Source organism: Micromonospora sp. CPM1 (genome assembly GCF_023896895.1).
GTDB lineage: Bacteria > Actinomycetota > Actinomycetes > Mycobacteriales > Micromonosporaceae > Micromonospora > Micromonospora tulbaghiae.
The window spans coordinates 181,396-199,061 of the sequence record NZ_JAMHIU010000003.1; the positions used below are offsets into that span (position 1 = coordinate 181,396).

Annotated in this window: 19 protein-coding genes; 8 read left to right on the forward strand and 11 right to left on the reverse strand. The window is 75.0% G+C overall.

The annotated features are described in order from the left end of the window. Window positions 1-14: 14 nt before the first annotated feature. The 8 genes from M8C11_RS05270 to M8C11_RS05305 are packed head-to-tail and all read right to left on the reverse strand — an operon-like array spanning window position 15 to window position 8,747. Entirely contained in the window at window positions 15-1,004 is a 990-nt protein-coding gene (locus M8C11_RS05270; RefSeq protein ID WP_252448594.1) for a DNA topoisomerase IB, read from the reverse strand. Beyond that, window positions 988-1,947, reverse strand: a complete 960-nt coding sequence (locus M8C11_RS05275; RefSeq protein ID WP_252448596.1) for a glycosyltransferase family 9 protein — start codon at window positions 1,945-1,947, stop codon at window positions 988-990. Before M8C11_RS05275 ends, M8C11_RS05270 begins: the two co-directional genes overlap by 17 nt. Continuing rightward, window positions 1,944-2,645, reverse strand: coding sequence for an SDR family oxidoreductase (locus tag M8C11_RS05280; RefSeq protein WP_252448598.1), 702 nt, complete (start codon window positions 2,643-2,645; stop codon window positions 1,944-1,946). Before M8C11_RS05280 ends, M8C11_RS05275 begins: the two co-directional genes overlap by 4 nt. A gap of 55 nt (window positions 2,646-2,700) precedes the next feature. Then, complete coding sequence (locus M8C11_RS05285; RefSeq protein WP_252448600.1) at window positions 2,701-4,191, reverse strand: PfkB family carbohydrate kinase; 1,491 nt, start codon at window positions 4,189-4,191, stop codon at window positions 2,701-2,703. Beyond that, the gene (locus tag M8C11_RS05290; RefSeq protein WP_252448602.1) at window positions 4,188-4,910 is read right to left on the reverse strand and encodes an SIS domain-containing protein; all 723 of its coding nucleotides are present in this window, start codon (window positions 4,908-4,910) and stop codon (window positions 4,188-4,190) included. Before M8C11_RS05290 ends, M8C11_RS05285 begins: the two co-directional genes overlap by 4 nt. After that, window positions 4,910-6,127: a glycosyltransferase gene (locus tag M8C11_RS05295; RefSeq protein WP_252448604.1), complete on the reverse strand. Its 1,218-nt coding sequence runs from the start codon at window positions 6,125-6,127 to the stop codon at window positions 4,910-4,912. Before M8C11_RS05295 ends, M8C11_RS05290 begins: the two co-directional genes overlap by 1 nt. Beyond that, window positions 6,112-7,086 carry a glycosyltransferase gene (locus M8C11_RS05300; RefSeq protein WP_252448606.1) on the reverse strand — a complete coding sequence of 325 codons (975 nt, stop codon included), beginning with the start codon at window positions 7,084-7,086 and terminating at the stop codon, window positions 6,112-6,114. The genes M8C11_RS05295 and M8C11_RS05300 overlap by 16 nt, the downstream gene beginning before the upstream one ends. Next, window positions 7,083-8,747 carry an HAD-IIIA family hydrolase gene (locus M8C11_RS05305; protein ID WP_374667163.1) on the reverse strand — a complete coding sequence of 555 codons (1,665 nt, stop codon included), beginning with the start codon at window positions 8,745-8,747 and terminating at the stop codon, window positions 7,083-7,085. The genes M8C11_RS05300 and M8C11_RS05305 overlap by 4 nt, the downstream gene beginning before the upstream one ends. 183 nt (window positions 8,748-8,930) lie before the next feature. On the opposite strand from M8C11_RS05305, the gene M8C11_RS05310 reads away from it, so the two are divergent. Beyond that, the gene (locus M8C11_RS05310; RefSeq protein ID WP_252448609.1) at window positions 8,931-9,377 is read left to right on the forward strand and encodes an SRPBCC family protein; all 447 of its coding nucleotides are present in this window, start codon (window positions 8,931-8,933) and stop codon (window positions 9,375-9,377) included. Window positions 9,378-9,467: 90 nt separating this feature from the next. After that, entirely contained in the window at window positions 9,468-10,235 is a 768-nt protein-coding gene (locus M8C11_RS05315; protein WP_121685420.1) for a polyprenol monophosphomannose synthase, read from the forward strand. Window positions 10,236-10,687: 452 nt separating this feature from the next. Here the strand turns inward: M8C11_RS05315 and M8C11_RS05320 are convergent, their stop codons facing one another. After that, window positions 10,688-12,280, reverse strand: a complete 1,593-nt coding sequence (locus tag M8C11_RS05320; protein ID WP_252448610.1) for an NAD(P)/FAD-dependent oxidoreductase — start codon at window positions 12,278-12,280, stop codon at window positions 10,688-10,690. Between the two features lie 72 nt (window positions 12,281-12,352). Between M8C11_RS05320 and M8C11_RS05325 the strand changes: the two genes are divergently transcribed. After that, a complete protein-coding gene (locus M8C11_RS05325; RefSeq protein WP_252448611.1) occupies window positions 12,353-13,786 on the forward strand; it encodes an aldehyde dehydrogenase in 1,434 nt (477 codons plus the stop codon). A gap of 75 nt (window positions 13,787-13,861) precedes the next feature. Here the strand turns inward: M8C11_RS05325 and M8C11_RS05330 are convergent, their stop codons facing one another. After that, on the reverse strand, window positions 13,862-14,266 hold the full coding sequence (locus tag M8C11_RS05330) for a ChaB family protein (RefSeq protein WP_030499864.1): 405 nt from the start codon (window positions 14,264-14,266) through the stop codon (window positions 13,862-13,864). Window positions 14,267-14,404: 138 nt separating this feature from the next. Here M8C11_RS05330 and M8C11_RS05335 point away from each other — a divergent pair, with 138 nt between their 5' ends. The 5 genes from M8C11_RS05335 (at window position 14,405) to M8C11_RS05355 (ending at window position 17,164) form a co-directional block, all read left to right on the forward strand. After that, on the forward strand, window positions 14,405-15,436 hold the full coding sequence (locus M8C11_RS05335) for a YihY/virulence factor BrkB family protein (RefSeq protein ID WP_252448612.1): 1,032 nt from the start codon (window positions 14,405-14,407) through the stop codon (window positions 15,434-15,436). Between the two features lie 57 nt (window positions 15,437-15,493). Then, complete coding sequence (locus tag M8C11_RS05340; protein ID WP_252448613.1) at window positions 15,494-15,910, forward strand: DUF2795 domain-containing protein; 417 nt, start codon at window positions 15,494-15,496, stop codon at window positions 15,908-15,910. A gap of 56 nt (window positions 15,911-15,966) precedes the next feature. Beyond that, window positions 15,967-16,428, forward strand: a complete 462-nt coding sequence (locus M8C11_RS05345) for an SRPBCC family protein (RefSeq protein WP_120570609.1) — start codon at window positions 15,967-15,969, stop codon at window positions 16,426-16,428. Between the two features lie 99 nt (window positions 16,429-16,527). Beyond that, on the forward strand, window positions 16,528-16,788 hold the full coding sequence (locus tag M8C11_RS05350; protein WP_162959122.1) for a hypothetical protein: 261 nt from the start codon (window positions 16,528-16,530) through the stop codon (window positions 16,786-16,788). A 163-nt stretch (window positions 16,789-16,951) separates the two neighbouring features. After that, window positions 16,952-17,164: a hypothetical protein gene (locus tag M8C11_RS05355; RefSeq protein WP_018784964.1), complete on the forward strand. Its 213-nt coding sequence runs from the start codon at window positions 16,952-16,954 to the stop codon at window positions 17,162-17,164. A 1-nt stretch (window position 17,165) separates the two neighbouring features. On the opposite strand, the gene M8C11_RS05360 is transcribed toward M8C11_RS05355, so the two are convergent. Continuing rightward, on the reverse strand, window positions 17,166-17,612 hold the full coding sequence (locus M8C11_RS05360) for a hypothetical protein (RefSeq protein ID WP_252448614.1): 447 nt from the start codon (window positions 17,610-17,612) through the stop codon (window positions 17,166-17,168). Window positions 17,613-17,666 lie beyond the last annotated feature (54 nt).

Below are 17,666 nucleotides of genomic sequence, written 5' to 3' on the forward strand. Positions count from 1 at the left end.
GGGGCCGGTCGGCGTCAGCCGGCCTCCTCCTCCAGCAGCGCCAGCACCGACTTCTCCACCGCCTCGCGCGGCATCTCCGGCTGCACCGGCGCCAGCACCCCGTCGTGGTAGAGGTCGACCACGCGCGGGTCCACGTACGAGGTCCGGGCCACCGTGGGGGTGTTGCCGAGCAGGTCGGCCACCGAGCGCATCACCGCCGCCACGGCGCGCTTGCGGGCGGTCGCGGAGCGCTGCGGACCCACAGTGGCCAGTTCGGCGGCGGCCAGCACCGTCGCGTGCCAGGTGCGGAAGTCCTTCGCCGTCATCTCGCCGCCGCTGGCGTCGCGCAGGTAGTCGTTCACCTCGTCGCTGCGCACGTCGCGCCAGGCCCGGCCGTCCCAGTAGCCGAACAGCCGCTCCTGGGCGCGCCGGCGGCGGCGCAGGTTGAGCAGCACCCGGCACAGCTCGGCGTCCTCGATCCGGCGGACCTGGTCGATGCCGCCCTTGGCCGGGAACTCGAACACCACGCAGCCGCCCCGGGAGCGGGCGTGCTCGGGACGCAGCGTGGACACCCCGAACGTGGGGTCGTCGCCGGTGGCGTACTGGTCGCTGCCGACCCGGAACGCGCCCATGTCGAGCAGCCGGGCGACGGTGGCCAGCACCCGCTCCCGGCGCAGTCCGCGCAGCGACAGGTCGTGCGTGACCCGGTCGCGCAGCGCGGGCAGCCGGTGGGCCACCTCCAGCACGTGGTCGAACTTGGCCTCGTCGCGTTTCTGCCGCCAGTGCGGGTGGTAGAGGTACTGCTTGCGGCCCGCCGCGTCGATGCCGGTGGCCTGGATGTGGCCGTTCGGGTACGGCGAGATCCAGACGTCGCGCCAGGCGGGCGGGATCACCAGCTCGCGCAGCCGGGCCAGCTCCCCGGTGTCGCGCACCGGCTCGCCGGCCGGGTCGAGGAACAGCCAGCCCTTGCCACGTCGCCGGCGCGCGTACCCCGGCCGGCCCGGATCGCTACGCCGCAACCGCACCGGAGACCCGTTCCACGTCGGCCACCGCAGCCACCACCTCGTCGATCCCGATGGCATTCAATGTCGGGTGGGTTCCTACCCGGCCCGACCCGGTCGAATCCCGGTTGACGGGGGTGTGCTCGAGCGCACCCAGCGCCCGGTGCCGGGGCCGGTCCGGCGGTGGGCCCCAGTGCGCGGCCGGCACCGGCCCGAACAGCACCACCGACGCGGTGCCGTAGCCGGTGGCGAGGTGGGCCACGCCGGTGTCCCCGCTGACCACCAGCCGCGCGCCCGCGACGAGCGCGGCCAGCTCGGCCAGACCGGTCCGGCCGGCCAGCACCGCCTCCGGCGGCAGCCCGGCGTCGCGGGCGACCCGCTCGGCCAGCGCCCGCTCGTCCGGCGAGCCGGTGACCGCCACCCGGTGCCCGCGCGCGGCCAGCTCCCGGGCCAGCCGGGCGAACCGGTCCGCCGGCCAGCGCTTCGCCGGGATCTTGCCGCCCGGGTGCAGCAGCGTCACCCCGGCCGGTACGCCGGTCACCGCCGGACGCCGCAGCGCCAGGTCCCCCGGGTCGGCCGGCAGCCCGTACGCGTGCAGCAGCCGGCACCAGCGGCGGACCTCGTGCTCGTCGTCGTCCCAGGCCGGGCCGTCCGGGTGGCCGGCGTCCGGGTTGCGGTGGGCGAGCAGCCGGCCGTGGCGGACGGCGGCCAGCGCCCGGTGCGACAGCGGTCCGCGGCCGTGCAGGTTGACCGCCACCTCGGGCGGCGGGCCGGTCCAGGCGATCCGGTCCGGCCCGGTGGTGGGCAGCACCCGGTCGACCGCCCCGGTCAGCTCCGCCAGCGGCGCCAGCCAGGCCGGGGCGGCGAGCACCAGTTCCCGGCCCGGCAGGCCGGCGCGCAGGCCGCGCAGCGCCGGCACGGCGGTGGCCAGGTCGCCGACCCCGAGCGCCCGCAGCACCAGGATCACGGGTACGAGGACTCCTGCGCGGCGCAGACCACCATCTCGCGTACCGCGCAGCCGGCCGGCTGGGACAGCGCGAACATGACGGCGGCGGCGGTGTCGGCCGGCTCGTTGAGCACCGCGTCCGGGCCGGGGCGGTACTGCGCGTCCCGCTCGTCGAAGAACGCGGTCCGCATCCCGCCGGGGATAAGCAGCGTCACGCCGACCGCGCCGGCCAGTTCGGCGGCGAGCGCGCGGGTGAAGCCGACCACCCCGAACTTCGCCGCGCAGTACGCGGTCGCGTCGCCGACCGCCTTCACCCCGAGCGTCGAGGCCACGGTGACGATGCTGCCCCGCGACGCCTCCAGCCAGGGCAGCGCGGCCCGGATCACCGCGGCGGTGGCGAGCAGGTCCACTGTGACGATCCGCTCCCAGGTCTCCGCCGGGATGTCGGCCAGCTTCCCGGGTACGTCCATCCCGGCGGCGGTGACCACGGCGTCCAGCCCGCCGGAGCGTTCCGCGAGGTCGCGGGTGGCGGCCTCGGCGGCGCGGGTGTCGGCCAGGTCGCACTCGACCCAGGGCACCCCGTCGGCGGGACGCTGCCGGTCCAGCACCAGCGGGCGCCCGCCGGCGCGGGCCACCGCGGCGACCACCGCCGCGCCGAGCCCGCTGGAGCCGCCGGTGACCAGGACGGTCGGCCCGGCTCCGGGCGCGCCGGCGCTCACGCCGCCACCATCGCACCGGCGGGCGCGACCGCGCCGGGTCGGATGCGTCGCTCGTTCATCGTGCTCCCTTCGCCGTGGACCGGACCTGCGCGGCGGCCTCGGCCGGGTCGACCGGCACGGCCGGCCAGCCGCCGCTGCCCCGCCCGGCCCGCGCCGCCGCGATCATGTCGGTGGTGGAGCGCCCGTCGAGGTACGGCACGACCACCGTGTGACCGCCCCAGCGGGCCAGGATCTCCGTCTCGGGCAGCGTCTCCGGGCCGCCGCCGCTGGCGTAGTCGCCGCCCTTGACCCAGATGTCCGGGCGCAGCCAGGACAGCACCGCCTCCGGGGTCGGCTCGTCGAAGATCAGCACCGCGTCGACGCAGCCGAGCGCGGCGAGCAGCCGTCCCCGGTCGCCCTGCGGCACGACCGGACGCTCCGGGCCCTTCAGCCCGGCCACGCTGGCGTCGGAGTTGAGGCAGACCACCAGGCAGTCCCCGAGTTGCCGGGCCGCCTGGAGCGTCGCCACGTGCCCGGCGTGCAGCAGGTCGAAGCAGCCGCCGGTGGCCACCACCGTGCCGCCGGCCGCGCGTACCCGGGCCACCACCTCGCCGGCCGCCCCGGCGCCGATCCGGTCCCCGCCGCCGGTGACCGCCGCCGGGGCCACCGCGCGCACCGGCGCGGGCAGCGCGGCTGCGACGCCACCGCCGGCCACGTACGCCGACGCCTCGGCGACCGCCTCCTGCACCGCCTCGGACACCAGCGCGCCCCGGGCCAGCGCCAGCGTCGCGGTGGACGCGAACCGGTCACCGGCCCCGCAGGTGTCCCCCTCGGCGGGCGGCGCCGGCACCACCAGGGGCGTGGACCCGGAGTGGCTGAGCAGCGCGCCGTCCCCACCGAGCGTCACCGCCACCGCGCGCGCCTGCCAGCGGCGGCGCAACGCGTGCGCGCTGCGGGACGCGACGGCCAGGCGGGACCCGCCCGGCGGCGTCTTGGCCAGCTCGCGGGCCTCCGGCTCGTTCGGCGTGGCCAGGTGCACCCCGGGTACGGCGGCCGGCCCGCGCGGATGCGGATCCCAGACCACCGGCGCGCGGGTGGCGGCCAGCGCGGCGCGCAGCGCCGGATGCCCCGCCACGCCCCGGCCGTAGTCGCTGACCAGCACGGCGGACGCGTCGGCGAGCAGCCGCAGCACGGCGTCGCTCGGCTGACCCGGCGCTCCGGCGGTCCCGCCCCGGTCGTGGCGCAGCAGCACCCGGCCGCGCACCCGCAGCCGGATCTTCTCCGGGGTGGCGCCGGCCAGCGGCAGCGCGTACAACCGGACCCCGGCGGCGGCGAGCAGCGTGCCCAGCCGCGCCCCGCCCGCGTCGTCGGCGACGGCGGTGACCAGCGCGACCTCGGCGCCCTGCGCGGCGGCGAAGACGGCGGCCAGCCCGGCGCCGCCGGGCCGGTCGACGGATACGGTCTCGTCCAGCACCGGCACCGGGGAGTCCGGGCAGAGCCGGTTCACCAGACCTTCGACGTCGCGGTCCAGCAGCGTGTCACCGAGCACCACCACCGGTCCCCTCATGCCGGGCCTCCCCGGCCGGCCGGCGCCGTCGGGTCCGGCTCGGTGAGGTCCGGCTCGGTGAGGTCCGGCTCGGTGAGGACGACCTCGACACCGGCGCGTACCGGCCCGGCCGCCGGCTGGGCGGCGAGCGCTGCGGGCAGCGCAAGTTCGACGTACTCGCAGAGCACGTGCGAGGCCACCAGGTGCAGTTCCTGCACCACCTGCCCGTCCGGCGAGTCGATCGCCAGGTGCTCGTGGCAGAGGTCGGCGAGGGGGTTGGGTGCGGGTCCGGTGAAGGCCCAGCAGCGCAGTCCGGTCTGGTGTGCGGCGTGGGCGGCGGTGAGGAGGTTGGTGCTGGTGCCGCTGGTGGACAGGAGCAGGAGGATGTCATGGGGCCGGCCGTGGGCGCGGACCTGCCGGGCGAAGGTCTCGTCGTATCCGTAGTCGTTGGCGATGGCGCTGAGGGCGCTGGTTTCGGCGTGCAGTGCGATCGCGGACAGGGGTTGGCGGTCGTGGCGGAGTTTGCCGACGAGTTCGGCGGTGAGGTGCTGGGCCTCGGCGGCGCTGCCGCCGTTGCCCGCCACCAGCAGCCGGCCACCGGCGGCCAGCCGCTGCGCCAGTTCCGCACCCCAGCGGGCCAGCATCTGTTCCGCCTCCCGCAGCGGCAGCAGCGCGGCGGCCAGCAGGCTCAGGTGGTCCTCCAGCACCGTCGCGCCGGCGGCCGGCGTCCCGGCCGTCATCAGGCGACCACCCGGGTCGGACGGCGCACGGTGGCCACCTCGCCGTACAGCTCGGTGAGGCGGTCGGCGGTGGTGGCCCAGGAGTAGCGGGTGCGGGCCCGCTCCAGCGCGGCGGTGGCGTAGGCGAAGCGGCGGATCCGGTCGCCGAGCAGGCCCCGGATCGCCGCGCCGAGGGCCGCCGGCTCCCGGGGCGGCACCAGGTCGCCGGTGCGTCCGGCCACCACCGTGTCGATCAGCCCGCCGACCGCCGTCGCGACCACCGGTACGCCGCAGGCCATCGCCTCCAGCGGGGTGAGCCCGAACGGCTCGTACCAGGGGGCGGCGACGAGCACGTCGGCCGACCGGTACCAGCGGCCCATCTCCTCCCGGGGGACCGCGCCGACCAGCCGTACCCGGTCGGCGACGCCGAGGGAGTGGGCCAGCGCGCGCAGGCGCAACGCGTACGGGTCGGTCTCCAGCAGCCCGGCCGGCGGCCCGCCGACCACCACACACTCGGCGTCCGGCACCTCGGCGACGGCCCGGATGACGTCCTGGAAGCCCTTGCGCTCGACCAGCCGGCCGACGGTGAGGATGCGGGCCCGGCCGCCGTCGCGGTCGGCGACCGGGCCGAGCGGGGAGAACGTCGTCAGGTTCACCCCCGACGGCACGACTGTCATCCGGGACCGGGGCACGCCCATCCGGACCAGTTCGGCGACCTCGTCCTGGCACTGGGCGACCACCCGGTCCACCGAGCGGCCCAGCTTCCGCTCGTGCTCGACCCGGCCCGGTGGGCTGGTGTCCTGCACACCCTGGTGGCGGCGCTTCACGGTGCCGAGCGCGTGGTACGTCTGCACCACCGGCACGCCGGCGCGGCGGGCCGCGGCGAGACCCGCCAGCCCGCTCATCCAGAAGTGCGCGTGCACCACCTCGGGCTGCCAGTCGCCGGTGCGCCACCGGTCGGCCAGCCACTGCCCGAACGCCGGCATGTACGGCAGCAGGTCGTCCTTGGCCACCGGTTCGGCCGGCCCGGCCGGTACGTGCACCACCTCGTACCCGTCCGGGGTGCGGACGCTCACCGGCAGGTCCACCGCGTCGAGGCGGGTGTAGACGCGCACGTCGTGACCGGCGGCTGCGAGCGCGGCGGAGAGCTCCGCGACATGCGTGTTCTGGCCACCGGCGTCCTCCCCGCCGAGGACGGCGAGCGGGCTGGCATGCTCCGAGATCATCGCGATGCGCATACTTCCTCCTCCAGCAGCCGGTCCCAGTCGGCGAGGAATCGCTCCAGGCCGTAGCGGTCCCGGGCGGCGGCCCGGGCCACGGCGCCCGCCCGGCGGGCGGACTCCCTGTCGTCCAGCAGGCCACGGGCGGCGTCGACGAGCGTGTCGACGCGGGTGGACAGCGCGCCCGCGGCCGGCGGCACCGCCTCCACCGCCTCGGTGGTGGCCAGTGCCACCACGGGCATGCCCATGGTCATGGCCTCGATGAGGCTGAGGCCGAGTGAGGTCCAGCGGCACAGGTGCAGGTACGCGCGCCGTTTGGCGAGTTCGGCGTGCATGGCGTGCTGGGGTACGTCGTCGTGGCTGGTCAGCCGGTCCTCCGGTAGGCCGAGGTGGGCGGCGAGACCGTCCACCTTCATCCCGTAGACGTCCAACGGCGCCAGCGCGGCGAACCGGGCGAGCAGGTCGGTGCCGGTGACCCGCCACCGGCGTACCGGCTCGTTGATCACCACGGCGAGGCGGTCGAGTTCCCCGGTCCACTCGACGGCGGGCGGTACGACGCCGTGGTCGACGACTGTGGTCCTGGTGGCGCCGTTGTCCCAGAACAGCTGGTTGAACGAGGTGACGTGGGTGAGCAGCAGGTCGTCGCGGTCGGCCATCGGGTGGCGGGTGTTGGGCACGTCGCCCTTGGGGGTGTTGTGTTCGACGTAGATCGCCGGCACGTCGCGGCCGGGCCGGCGGCCGAGCCATTCCGCGGCCAGGTCGATCTCCTCCGGGCGTTGCAGGATCACCAGGTCCACGTCGGTGTCGCGCAGTTCCTCGGGGGTGACCTCGACGGCGCTGTCCGGCCACGGGTAGGTGCGCGCCCGGCCCAGCCCGTACGGACCCCGGTCCGGCGTGACCGGCACCAGGTAGCGGTGCTTGCCGTGCACGAAGGACGTCGTCCACGACCCGTGGACGTGCCACAGCAGGATGTTCATCCGGCCACCCCGCCCGCCACCGGCGCCGGTACGCGCAGCAGCCGCAACGCCTCCAGCACCCGTCCCGGCTCGACCGCCGACAGGCACGGGTGCCCGGGAACCGGGCAGACGGTGGCGCGGGTGTCCCGGCACGCGGCGCCCGCGTCACCGAGGCGCACCGTCGGCACCCGGTACGGTCCCCACTGTCCGAACGGCACAGTGGGTGCGAACAGGCTCACCACCGGCACGCCGAGCGCGGCGGCCAGGTGCGCCGGGCCGGTGTTGCCGACCACCAGCGCGCCGGCCCCGGCGATCACCGCGGCCAGGTCGTCCAGCCCGGTCCGCCCGCCCAGGTCGACGCCGCCCGCCGCGGCGACGCGTGCGGTCAGGTCCCGCTCGTCCGGCCCGCCGGTGACCACGACCCGGTGACCGGCGGCGCCGAGCACCCGGACCACGCGGGTGGCCAGTTCCTCCGGGCAGGCGCGGGTCTCCACCGAGGATCCGGGGTGCAGGACCACGTAGCCGGGCGCCCCGGCGTCGGCAGCGGGCGGCGGAAGCCGGTCGGTGCGGATGCGCAGCGCCGGTTCGTCGTGGTCGGGCAGCGCGAAGCCGGCGGCGGCGGCGAGGGACAGGGCGCGTTCGGGTTCGGGTACGCCGGCCGGGACGCGGTGGCGCACGTCGAGCAGGCTGCCCGGGTAGTCGTCGCTGATCGCGCTGATACGGGGTACGCCGGCCAGGCGTAGCAGCAGGGCCAGGGGCAGGGCGGACTGGTGGAATGAGGTGAACACGACCGCCTCGTCGGCGCGTACCGCCGCGAGCCGGTCGGTCAGCGCGCGCACCGCGTCGGGGTCGACAGGCGGGGCGGGCGCGTCGATCCACGGCAGCGGGGCCTCGATGATCTCGTCGACACCGGGGAGCAGTTCGGCGGCGGCCCGGCCGCGCGGCCCGCACAGCAGCACCACGCGACGCGCGCCGGCCGCTACCGCCCGGATGCCCGGACCGGTCACCAGCACGTCTCCCGCCGCGTCGCTGCGCACCGCCAGCACGGTTCCCCGGCGCGACCGGTGCGTTGGCCGCGGCGCCGCCGTCAGGCGCATCCGGGCCAGCACGATGCCCACCGCGTCCGGCAGGTCGGCGGCGACTGTGGGCGCGGCGGCCACCTCGGCGGCCCGGGTGGCCGGCGTGGGCACCATGATCGCGGCGGCGCCCGCAGCGGCGGCGGCTGCCGTGTCCGCGCCGATGTCCCCGATCAGCACGCACCGGGTCGGCGTGGTCCCGAGCGCGGCGGCGGCTTCGTGTACGAGGCCGGGCGCGGGCTTGCGGCAGGCGCACCCGTCGGCCTCCGCGTGCGGGCAGATCGCCCAGTGGTCGAAGGGCCCGAGCAGCTCCTCCACCCGGGCGTTGACCAGGCGCAGGTCGTGCGCCGTGAAGCAGCCCCGGGCCAGGCCGGACTGGTTCGTCACCACCGCCAGCCGCAACCCGGCGGCCCGCAACCGGTCCAGCGCCTCCCGGGCGCCGGGCACCGGCCGTACCTTCTCCGGGTCGCCGTTGTACGGCACGTCCTCCACCAGCGTGCCGTCGCGGTCCAGCAGCACCGCGTCGTACAGGCCGGACGGGAACCGGTCAGCACCCGGGTCAACCCGGGCTGACCTGCACTGATCCCGCTCCTGGTCCCGTCGCACGGGCGGCGGGTTCCCGACGCCCCGAGGAGTAAACGTCAACGTCGGCGCCTGGCCGCCCCGCCGGTGCCGCACAGCCGGGTGCATGCCTGCCACGACCGGCCCGTGTCCGGCGATACCCGCCGCCCCGGAGAAGCTAACCCGGATCGCCGTTAGCGACGGCCCGCGCCGGGGTACCGCTCGATGATGGCGGTTGTGGAGAAGGTAATCGACGCGCCCCCGGAGCAGGTCTTCGAGGTGCTCGCGGACGGGTGGACGTACAGCGACTGGGTGGTGGGCACCGCGCACGTGCGGGACGTGGACGACACGTGGCCGCGCGTCGGCAGCAACCTGCACCATCGGGCCGGGCCCTGGCCGTTCTCGCTCCAGGACAAGTCGACGGTGCTGGAGTGCCAGGCGCCGCACCGGCTCGTGCTGCGCGCCGGGCTGTGGCCGGCCGGGGAGGCGATCGTGGCGTTCGCCCTGGAGCCGCTGGAGGACGGCCGGACCCGGGTGACGATCGGCGAGGACTTCGCCGCCGGGCCGCTGCGATGGGTCCGGACCAAACTCAACGACCTGGTGCTGCACCTGCGCAACCGGGAGACGCTGGCCCGGCTGTCCGACATCGCGACACGGCAGAAGCCGGAGCGGTGATCGATCGGTGGCGGGGCGTCTGTGCGGCTGCCGCGCGAGGGACTGGCTACCCTCTCAGGTGAACCTGTCGGCTGACCGAGGATGTCCGTGATGATCGAACCCGTGCAGTTACCCTCCCCGTGGGGGGATGCGCGCCTGACCGTCGTCGTTCCGACCTACAACGAGGCGGGCAACCTCCCGGTGCTGGTCGAGCGCCTCCTCGCGCTGCCGCTGCCGGGGCTGAAGGTGCTGGTCGCCGACGACAACTCCCCGGACGGTACCGGCGAGGTCGCCGACAAGCTGGCCATCGAGCACCCGGACCGGGTGACGGTGCTGCACCGCCCGGGCAAGGAGGGTCTCGGCCGGGCGTACGTGGACGGCATCGGCCGGGCGCTCGACGACGGCGCGGACTTCGTCGCGCAGATGGACGCCGACCTGTCGCACCCGCCGGAGGCGCTGCCCGGCATGCTCGGCGCGCTGCTGTCCACCCAGGCTTCGGTGGTCATCGGCTCGCGTTACGTGCCCGGCGGCGAGCTGGACGAGAACTGGCCGCTGTACCGGCGCGCGCTCAGCGGCTGGGCGAACCTGTACGTGCACACGCTGCTGCGGGTACGCATCCGCGACCTGACCGCCGGCTTCAAGATCTGGCGGTCCGACGCGCTGCGCGCGATCGGGCTGGACCGGGTGCAGTCCAACGGCTACAGCTTCCAGGTGGAGATGCACTACCTCGCCACCAAGCTGGGTCACACGATCCTCGAGGTGCCGATCCGCTTCGAGGAGCGCCGCGACGGCGACTCGAAGATGACCACCGCCACGAAGATCGAGAGCGCGCTGATGCCGTTCAAGCTGCGCAGCCGGCACCGCAACCTCGACACCTGAACGCTCCCGCAGCTCCACCGCGCCCTCACGCCCCATCGTCACCGGGCGTGAGGGCGCGGTCGTCCCGCCACTTCCCCCGTCGGCCCCTTTGCTCTGCAACCATCGGCGCAGCACCGCTCTGAGCAGGGGCGAACCTCACGGCACCGTTCCGCCCGACTCCCGGTGCGGGCACGGTGCGTGACCGATGCGTATGCGGCTGCAGAGCAAAGGCGGCGTTGCAGTTCTACCATCGCTGCAGCGCCGAACACGCAGCGTGACGCATCGTGGACGGCCGTCAGCCGTCGAGTGCGCGGCGGATATCAGCCGTCGGCTCGGTCGGCGCAGTCGGCGATCAGCGATGCCGCTTGAGCACCTCGTCGCGGGCAGCCCGTAGATCTTGGTAGGAAACGGCCCCCATAGGGGCACTTTCGTACCAAGATCTACGGCTGCATCCGGGTGGAGATGCGGTCGGGTCAGCGGTAGACGGTGCGGTGGGCGGCGGCGATCGTCCGGGCGTACACCGCGCCGGTGACGGCCCGGTCGCGGGCCAGCGCGGCGCGCGCCGCGTTCGCCCCCGGCGCGCCGTGGACGCCGCCGCCGGGATGCGCGGAGGCGCTGGCCAGATAGAGCCGGTCCACCGGGGTGTCGGCCCGGCCCAGGCCGGGGATCGGGCGCAGGAACAACTGCTGGTACGCCGCGGCGGTGCCGCCCCCCAGCGCTCCACCGACCAGGCTCGGCTCGGCGGCCTCCAGGTCGGCCGGGCCGGCCACGTGCCGCCCGACGATCGACGCCCGGAAACCCGGCGCCGCCGCCTCCAGCACCTCCTCCATCCGCTCCACGTGCCCCGCCACTTCCTCGGCCCGCCAGTTCCGGCGGAACGGCAGGTGGGTGTAGGACCAGAGCGACTCGGTGCCGGGCGGTGAGTGGCTCGGGTCGGCCACCGACATCTGCCCCACCAGCAGGAACGGATCCCGCGGCAGCTCACCGCGGGCCAGCTCGGCCGCGTACGTGGTGAGGCCGTCGAGGTCTGCGCCCAGGTGCACGGTGCCGGCGCCGGCCAGGTCGCGGTTCTTCCACGGCACCGGCGCGGACAGCGCCCAGTCGACCTTGAGCGTCGAGCCGTCCCACTTGAAGTGCGCCAGGTCCTCGACCATCCGGGGCGGCAGCGCCGCCGCGCCGACCAGGTCGAGGAAGAGCGCCGGCGCCGGCACGTCGGCGAGCACCGCGCGCCGGGCCCGCCAGTCGGTGCCGCCAGCGGTGCGGACGCCCATCGCCCGACCCCGGGCGGTGAGCACCCGCTCGACCCGGGCGCCGTACGTGATCCGCCCGCCCCGCTCGACCAGACGGGTCACGAGCGCGTCGGTGATCCGCTGGGCGCCGCCGACCGGCACCGGCCAGCCGACCTGCTGGCCGAGCATGGCGAGCAGCCAGCCGTAGACGCCGGAGCCGGCCTCCTCCGGGGACAGGTCGGTGTGCAGGGCGCACCCGGCCAGCAGCACGGTGCCGCCCTCGCCCTCGAACAGCTCGGCGCCGAGCTTGCGGACCGGGAGCACGAGGCGGCGGCCGAGCCGGAGCGCGCCGCCGACCCGGAGCTGCCGCAGCAGGCCCAGCCCGCCGCGTACCGGCGGGAACGGGGTGGTGATGGTCTGCAGCATCGGCTCGGCGACCTGGCACCAGTCCGCGTACGCGTGCCGCCAGCGCTCCCCGTCACCGGGGGCGAACGCCTCCAGCGAGGCGGCGGTGACGTCCAGGTCGCGGTTGACCACCGCGGCGCGGCCGTCGGGCAGCAGGTGTGCCAGCACGTCCGGCGCGTGCGTCCAGGACAGGCCGTGCCGTTCCAGGTCCAGCCCGTCGAGCACCGGGGAGGCGTAGCCGAGCGGATAGAAGGAGCTGTAGAGGTCGCTGAGGTAACCGGGCGCGGTCACGTACGCGGAGCGGACGGCCCCGCCGGGCGCCTCGGTGGCCTCCAGGACCTCGACGTCCCAGCCGGCGTCCACGAGCAGGTTCGCGGCCACCAGCCCGTTGTGCCCGGCCCCGATGACGACGGCGTCTGCGGTGGAGGTCATCGGATCCGCCTACCCGGCCGCTCACCGGGCGAAACGCGTTTGCCCCGCCCAGGCCGGGGCAAGCATGGCCGCATGTACACGGTTGCGCAGCTCATTGGTGGAGTGTGGGGCGCCGGCGGCGAGGGCGGCGAGCTGGTCGTCCACGATCCGGCGGACGGGTCGCCGGTGACGCGGGCGCCGGTGGCCACCGCCGACGAGGTGGCCAAGGCGGTGGAGGCGGCCCGGGGCGCGGCGGCGGAGTGGGCGGCGACCGCACCCGCGGAACGGGCCGCGGCGCTGCACCGGGCGGCGGACGCGGTCGAGGCGGCGGCCGGCGAGCTGGCCGAGGCGACCACGGCGGAGATGGGCAAGCCGCTCGACGACGCGCGGGGCGGGGTGGCTGCGGGCATCGGCACGCTGCGACAGTACGCCGAACTGGCCCCGCTGCGGGGCGGCCGGACGCTGCACGGCGCGCACGACGCCCTGGACTTCATGGCCCCCGAGCCGCGTGGCGTGGTCGCCGCGATCACCCCGTGGAACGACCCGGTGGCGGTGTCCTGCGGACTGCTCGGCGCGGCCCTGGTCACCGGCAACGTGGTGGTCTACAAGCCGAGCGAGCGGACCCCTGCCACCGGCTGGCTGCTGGCCCGCGCGCTGGACTCGGCGTTGCCGGCCGGTGTGCTGTCGCTGCTCACCGGCGGCGGCGAGGTGGGCGCCGCGCTGGCCGGGCAGGAGCTGGACGTGATCGCCCACGTCGGTTCCACGGCCACCGGCCGGGCGATCGCCGCCGCGGGCGCGCGCACCGGGGCGAAGGTGCTGCTGGAGAACGGCGGCAGCGACCCGCTCGTGGTGGACGCGGACGTCGACCCGGTCTGGGCGGCCGAACAGGCGGCGCTCGGCTGCTTCGCCAACGCCGGTCAGATCTGCGTGGCGGTGGAGCGGATCTACGTGCACCGCGACGTCGCCGAGGGTTTCCTCGACGCGCTCGTGGCGCGCGCCGAGGCGCTCACCGTGGGCCCCGGCCGTGACCCGGGCACGCAGCTCGCGCCGCTGGTCGACCGGCGGCACCGGGACCACGTACACGGGCAGGTCACCGCCGCGCTCGCCGACGGCGCCCGGGTACGCACCGGCGGTGTGCTGCCGGACGGGCCCGGCGCGTTCTACCCGGCCACCGTCATCGAGGGCTGCCGCCACGACATGGCGCTGGTCCGCGAGGAGACGTTCGGGCCGGTCGCCCCGGTGGTGGTGGTCGACTCGTTCAGCGAGGGGCTGCGCTGTGCGGCCGACTCGCCGTACGGCCTGGCCGCCACCGTGCTGACCGGTTCGATGAGCCACGCCCAGCGCGCCTGGCGGGAGCTGCCGGTCGGCACCGTGAAGATCAACTCTGTGTTCGGCGGGGCGCCCGGCGGCGCGGCCCAGCCACGCCGGGGCAGCGGGCAGGGCTTCGGGTACGGCCCGGAACTGCTGGACGAGTTCAGCACCGTGAAGGCGGTGCACCTGGAGGCGCCGGGCGGCGGCCACTGGTGAGACCAGACGACACGAGCCCGGACGACCCGAGCCCGGGACCGCATCGGTCCCGGGCTCGGGGCGTACCCCCAGGGGTCAACGACCCCCGCGGGCCTTGCGGGTCGCGTTGTTGTTGGCCTTCTCGATCGCCTTGACCAGTTCCGGCTTGGTCATCCGGGACCGGCCGCGCACGTCCAGCTTCTTCGCCACCTCCATGAGGTGGTCCTTGGTGGCGTTGGCGTCCACCCCGCCGGCCGTCGGCGCGCGCCGGGCCGGGCCGCCGCCCTCGGCCTGCTTGTCGCTGGGCCCCTTGCGGCCCTTGGGCTCCCAGTGGTCGCCCACCTTCTCGAACTCGTGCTTGACCGCGGCGAAGGCGGTGCGATGCGCCCGCTCCCCCTCGCCGTACGTCTCGACCGCCGAGTCGTGCGTCTTCTCCCAGGTCCGCTGCGCCTTCGCCGGGGAGCGCCGCAGCGTGCTGGGCAGTACCTCGCGCCCGGGCATCTCGTCCTCCTGGAGTCTCGATCGGGTGTCTGGTGTGTTTCCCTCCCGCCCGGCGGGCAAACCGGCACCCGGTTTGTCGATTTCCCCCCGGGGGTACCGCCCGCCCACGCCCGGTGACGGGGCCTGGAGGAGGCGGACATGACCGTGACGACACCACAGACGGTCGGCGGCCGGACACGGTCGCGTCTCCCGCGGCGGATCCGCCAGCTCAACTGGCGCACCTGGCGCGGTGTGCTGGTGCGCAGCGGCAAGGGTTTCGTCACGGACAACTGCGCCGACTGGGCCGCGGCGCTCACCTACTACGGCGTGCTGGCGCTGTTCCCGTCCACGATCGTGGTGGTCGCGCTGGTCGGCCTGGTCTCCGACGGCCCGCGCACCGTCGACACCGTGATCGACCTGGCCCGGGAGATCGGCGCCGGCTCGGTGGTCGGCAACGACGCGTTCGTGGGCGTGGTCCGCAACGTGGTCGAGCAGCAGGGCTCGGCGAAGGTGCTGCTCAGCTTCGGTCTACTCGGCGCGCTCTGGTCCGCGTCCGGGTTCATCGGCGCGTTCACCCGCGCCTCCAACGCGATCTACGGGGTACGGGAGGGCCGCCCGTTCTACCGGCTGCGCCCGTTGCAGATCGGCATGGCCGCGGTGACGCTGGTGCTGCTGGCAGTGGTCGCCACCGGGCTGATCGTCAGCGGCCCGGTCACCGACGCGGTGGGTGACCTGGTGAACGCCGGCGCGGTGGCCCGTACGACGTGGTCGGTGGCGAAGTGGCCGCTGCTCGCGGTGGTCGCCATGACGCTGCTGTCGCTGCTGTTCTGGATCGCCCCGAACGTGCGCCAGCCGCGGTTCCGCTGGCTCACCCCGGGCGGCGCGCTGGCGCTCGTGGTCTGGGTGCTCGCCTCCTTCGGCTTCGGCCTGTACGTGGCCAACTTCGGCTCGTACGACGTGACGTACGGCAGTCTCGGCGCGGTCATCGCGTTCCTGGTGTGGCTCTACCTGTCCAACTGCGCGCTGATGCTCGGCGTGCAGGTGAACGCCGAGCTGCAACGCGGGCGGGCGATGCAGGCCGGGGTCGAGGAACCGGACGACCCGGTGCTGCCGCCGCGCGCCGCGGCCGACGAGGACAAGGCGGAGAAGGCGGACGGGGAGAAGACGGCCGACCGGTTGCCGCCCGGATGACCGGCTCCCCCGGCCGGCACCGGTTTACCGGCGGCCCCCCGGGGCATCTCCCAAGGCATGGAACGAGGCAGCAGCAAGCACTCGCCCAGGGTCGACGACCAGATGAGCAACGAGGTCAAGGGGCTCGTCCAGGGACCGGGCACCGGCGGTGCGCGGGTCGACGAGTTCCGCCAGCCCGAACCGGCCGGCGAGGACCAGCCCGAGGCGACCACGGCCCCGGCGGGCGAGCTGCGTACCGGCGCCCCCAAGGGCATGAGCTCGGCGGACGTCGAGGAGCGCAGCCGTCTCGGCCGCTTCATCGGCATGGCCGCGCTGCCCGGCGACCGGGACACGCTGATCGCCAACGCACAGGAGAACGAGGCGCCGGCGGACATCGTCGCCGCCCTGGAGACCCTGCCCGAGGGCACCCGTTACCAGACGATCTCCGAGGTGTGGGCCGCACTCGGGCACAGGAACGAGACGACGCGCTGGTGAGCGGGCCGGCCCACGGCCCGTACGTAGACACCCAGCGGAACAGGAGGAACCCCGACATGAGCGGCGTTACCGAGCACGTGGACGTGGACGTCCCGATCCGGACCGCGTACGACCAGTGGACCCAGTTCGAGGAGTTCCCGCACTTCATGGAGGGTGTGCAGGAGGTCCGGCAGCTCTCGGACACGATGACCCACTGGACCGTCGAGATCGCGGGCGTGAAGCGCGAGTTCGACGCCGAGATCACCGAGCAGCTGCCCGACGAGCGGGTGGCCTGGCGCTCCACCGGCGGCACCCAGCAGGCAGGCGTGGTGACCTTCCACCGCCTCGACGAGGGGCACACCCGGGTCACGCTCCAGATGGAGTTCGAGCCGCACGGCGTGGTCGAGCAGGCCGGCGACAAGCTGGGCGTGGTCGACCGGCGCGCCAAGGGCGACCTGGAGCGGTTCAAGCAGTTCATCGAGCGTCGCGGTCAGGAGACCGGCGCCTGGCGCGGCGCGGTCGACCGGCCGACCCCCTGATCCATCCCCCGTACCCGAGTTTCGATGGCCGCCGGCGACGCCGGCGGCCATCGCCGTGCCCGGCCGTTTGCGATCATCCGGTCCGGGTACCGCAGGGGAATGACCGACAACGACCGCCAGTGGCGCGACGAGGACCGCACTCCCCTGCACGAGCTGGACCAGGCCGTCGCCCGGTCGGCCACGGACGGCCAGGGCGACGACGTCACCGCGAACGACGCCGGCGAGGAGGCCGCGTTCGGCCACGGCCCGGAGGCGGTGGACCGGGGCGCGGGCGCCGAGGCCGAGCGCCGTGAGATGACCGACGCGGACCGGGCCTACCGGCCGTCGACGATCGGCCGGACCGGCCCGGACAGCATGTGACTCCGCCGGCTGCGGGCATCAGTGCCGATGCCCGCGGCCGCCGGATTCATGCTCGGCCGAAACGACAAAAAGTGCGGTACGGACGGCCGGGAAAACGGACAGCCCATCTAGAATCGGCCGAACGGCTGACGGCACTCCCCCCGATGCGCGCAAGACTTTCGGGATGCAACAGGGCTCCGGTTTCCTCTCCAACCGTCAGCGCAAGCTCGCCTGGCTGGGCTTCCTGCTCGCCGCGATCCAGGCTCCGGTCTCGGCCCGGTTCACCGAGGACAGCTCCTGGCTGTTCAGCCTGGTGGTGGCGCTGATGGTCGCGACCGTGATCATCGCCGACGACGGCGCCCGGCGCCGTCCGGCCGAAGCACGCTCCTCCGACTGAGTCAGCGTGTGCCGGGGCGCGCCTCGTGCCCCGGCATCCCCCGGCTGCGGCGCCGCTCCTTCATCTCCGCCTCGTAGAGGTGCCGCCGGCCCTCGGCCAGCTCGTCGCGGGCCTGCCGGTCCAGCTCCCGGAAGAGCGCGTAGTAGCCGTCGTCGAAGTCCTCGACGATCTGGAACGTCCACCGCCCGGCGATGACGTTGCGGCCGAGCAGTTCCGTGTCGATCCGTTCGGCGAGCGCCGGATGACCGGCGGAGCGGAACATCTCCACCGCGTCGTCGAGCATCAGGTCGGCGTGGCCGATGAGCTGGTGCAGCTCGTACAGGTGGCCGCGGGCCCGCTCGACGCACTCCAGGGCCTCGCTGAGCTTGCCCAGCGCCTCGACGGTGGCGTCACTCACTCCGTCCGGGCGCCGGTGTGCCCGGTCCGGTCCATCGGCCCGCTGTCCCATCGTGTCCCTCCGTGACCCCGATCGTGTGGTCTGCGTACCGGACTTCTGCCCCCG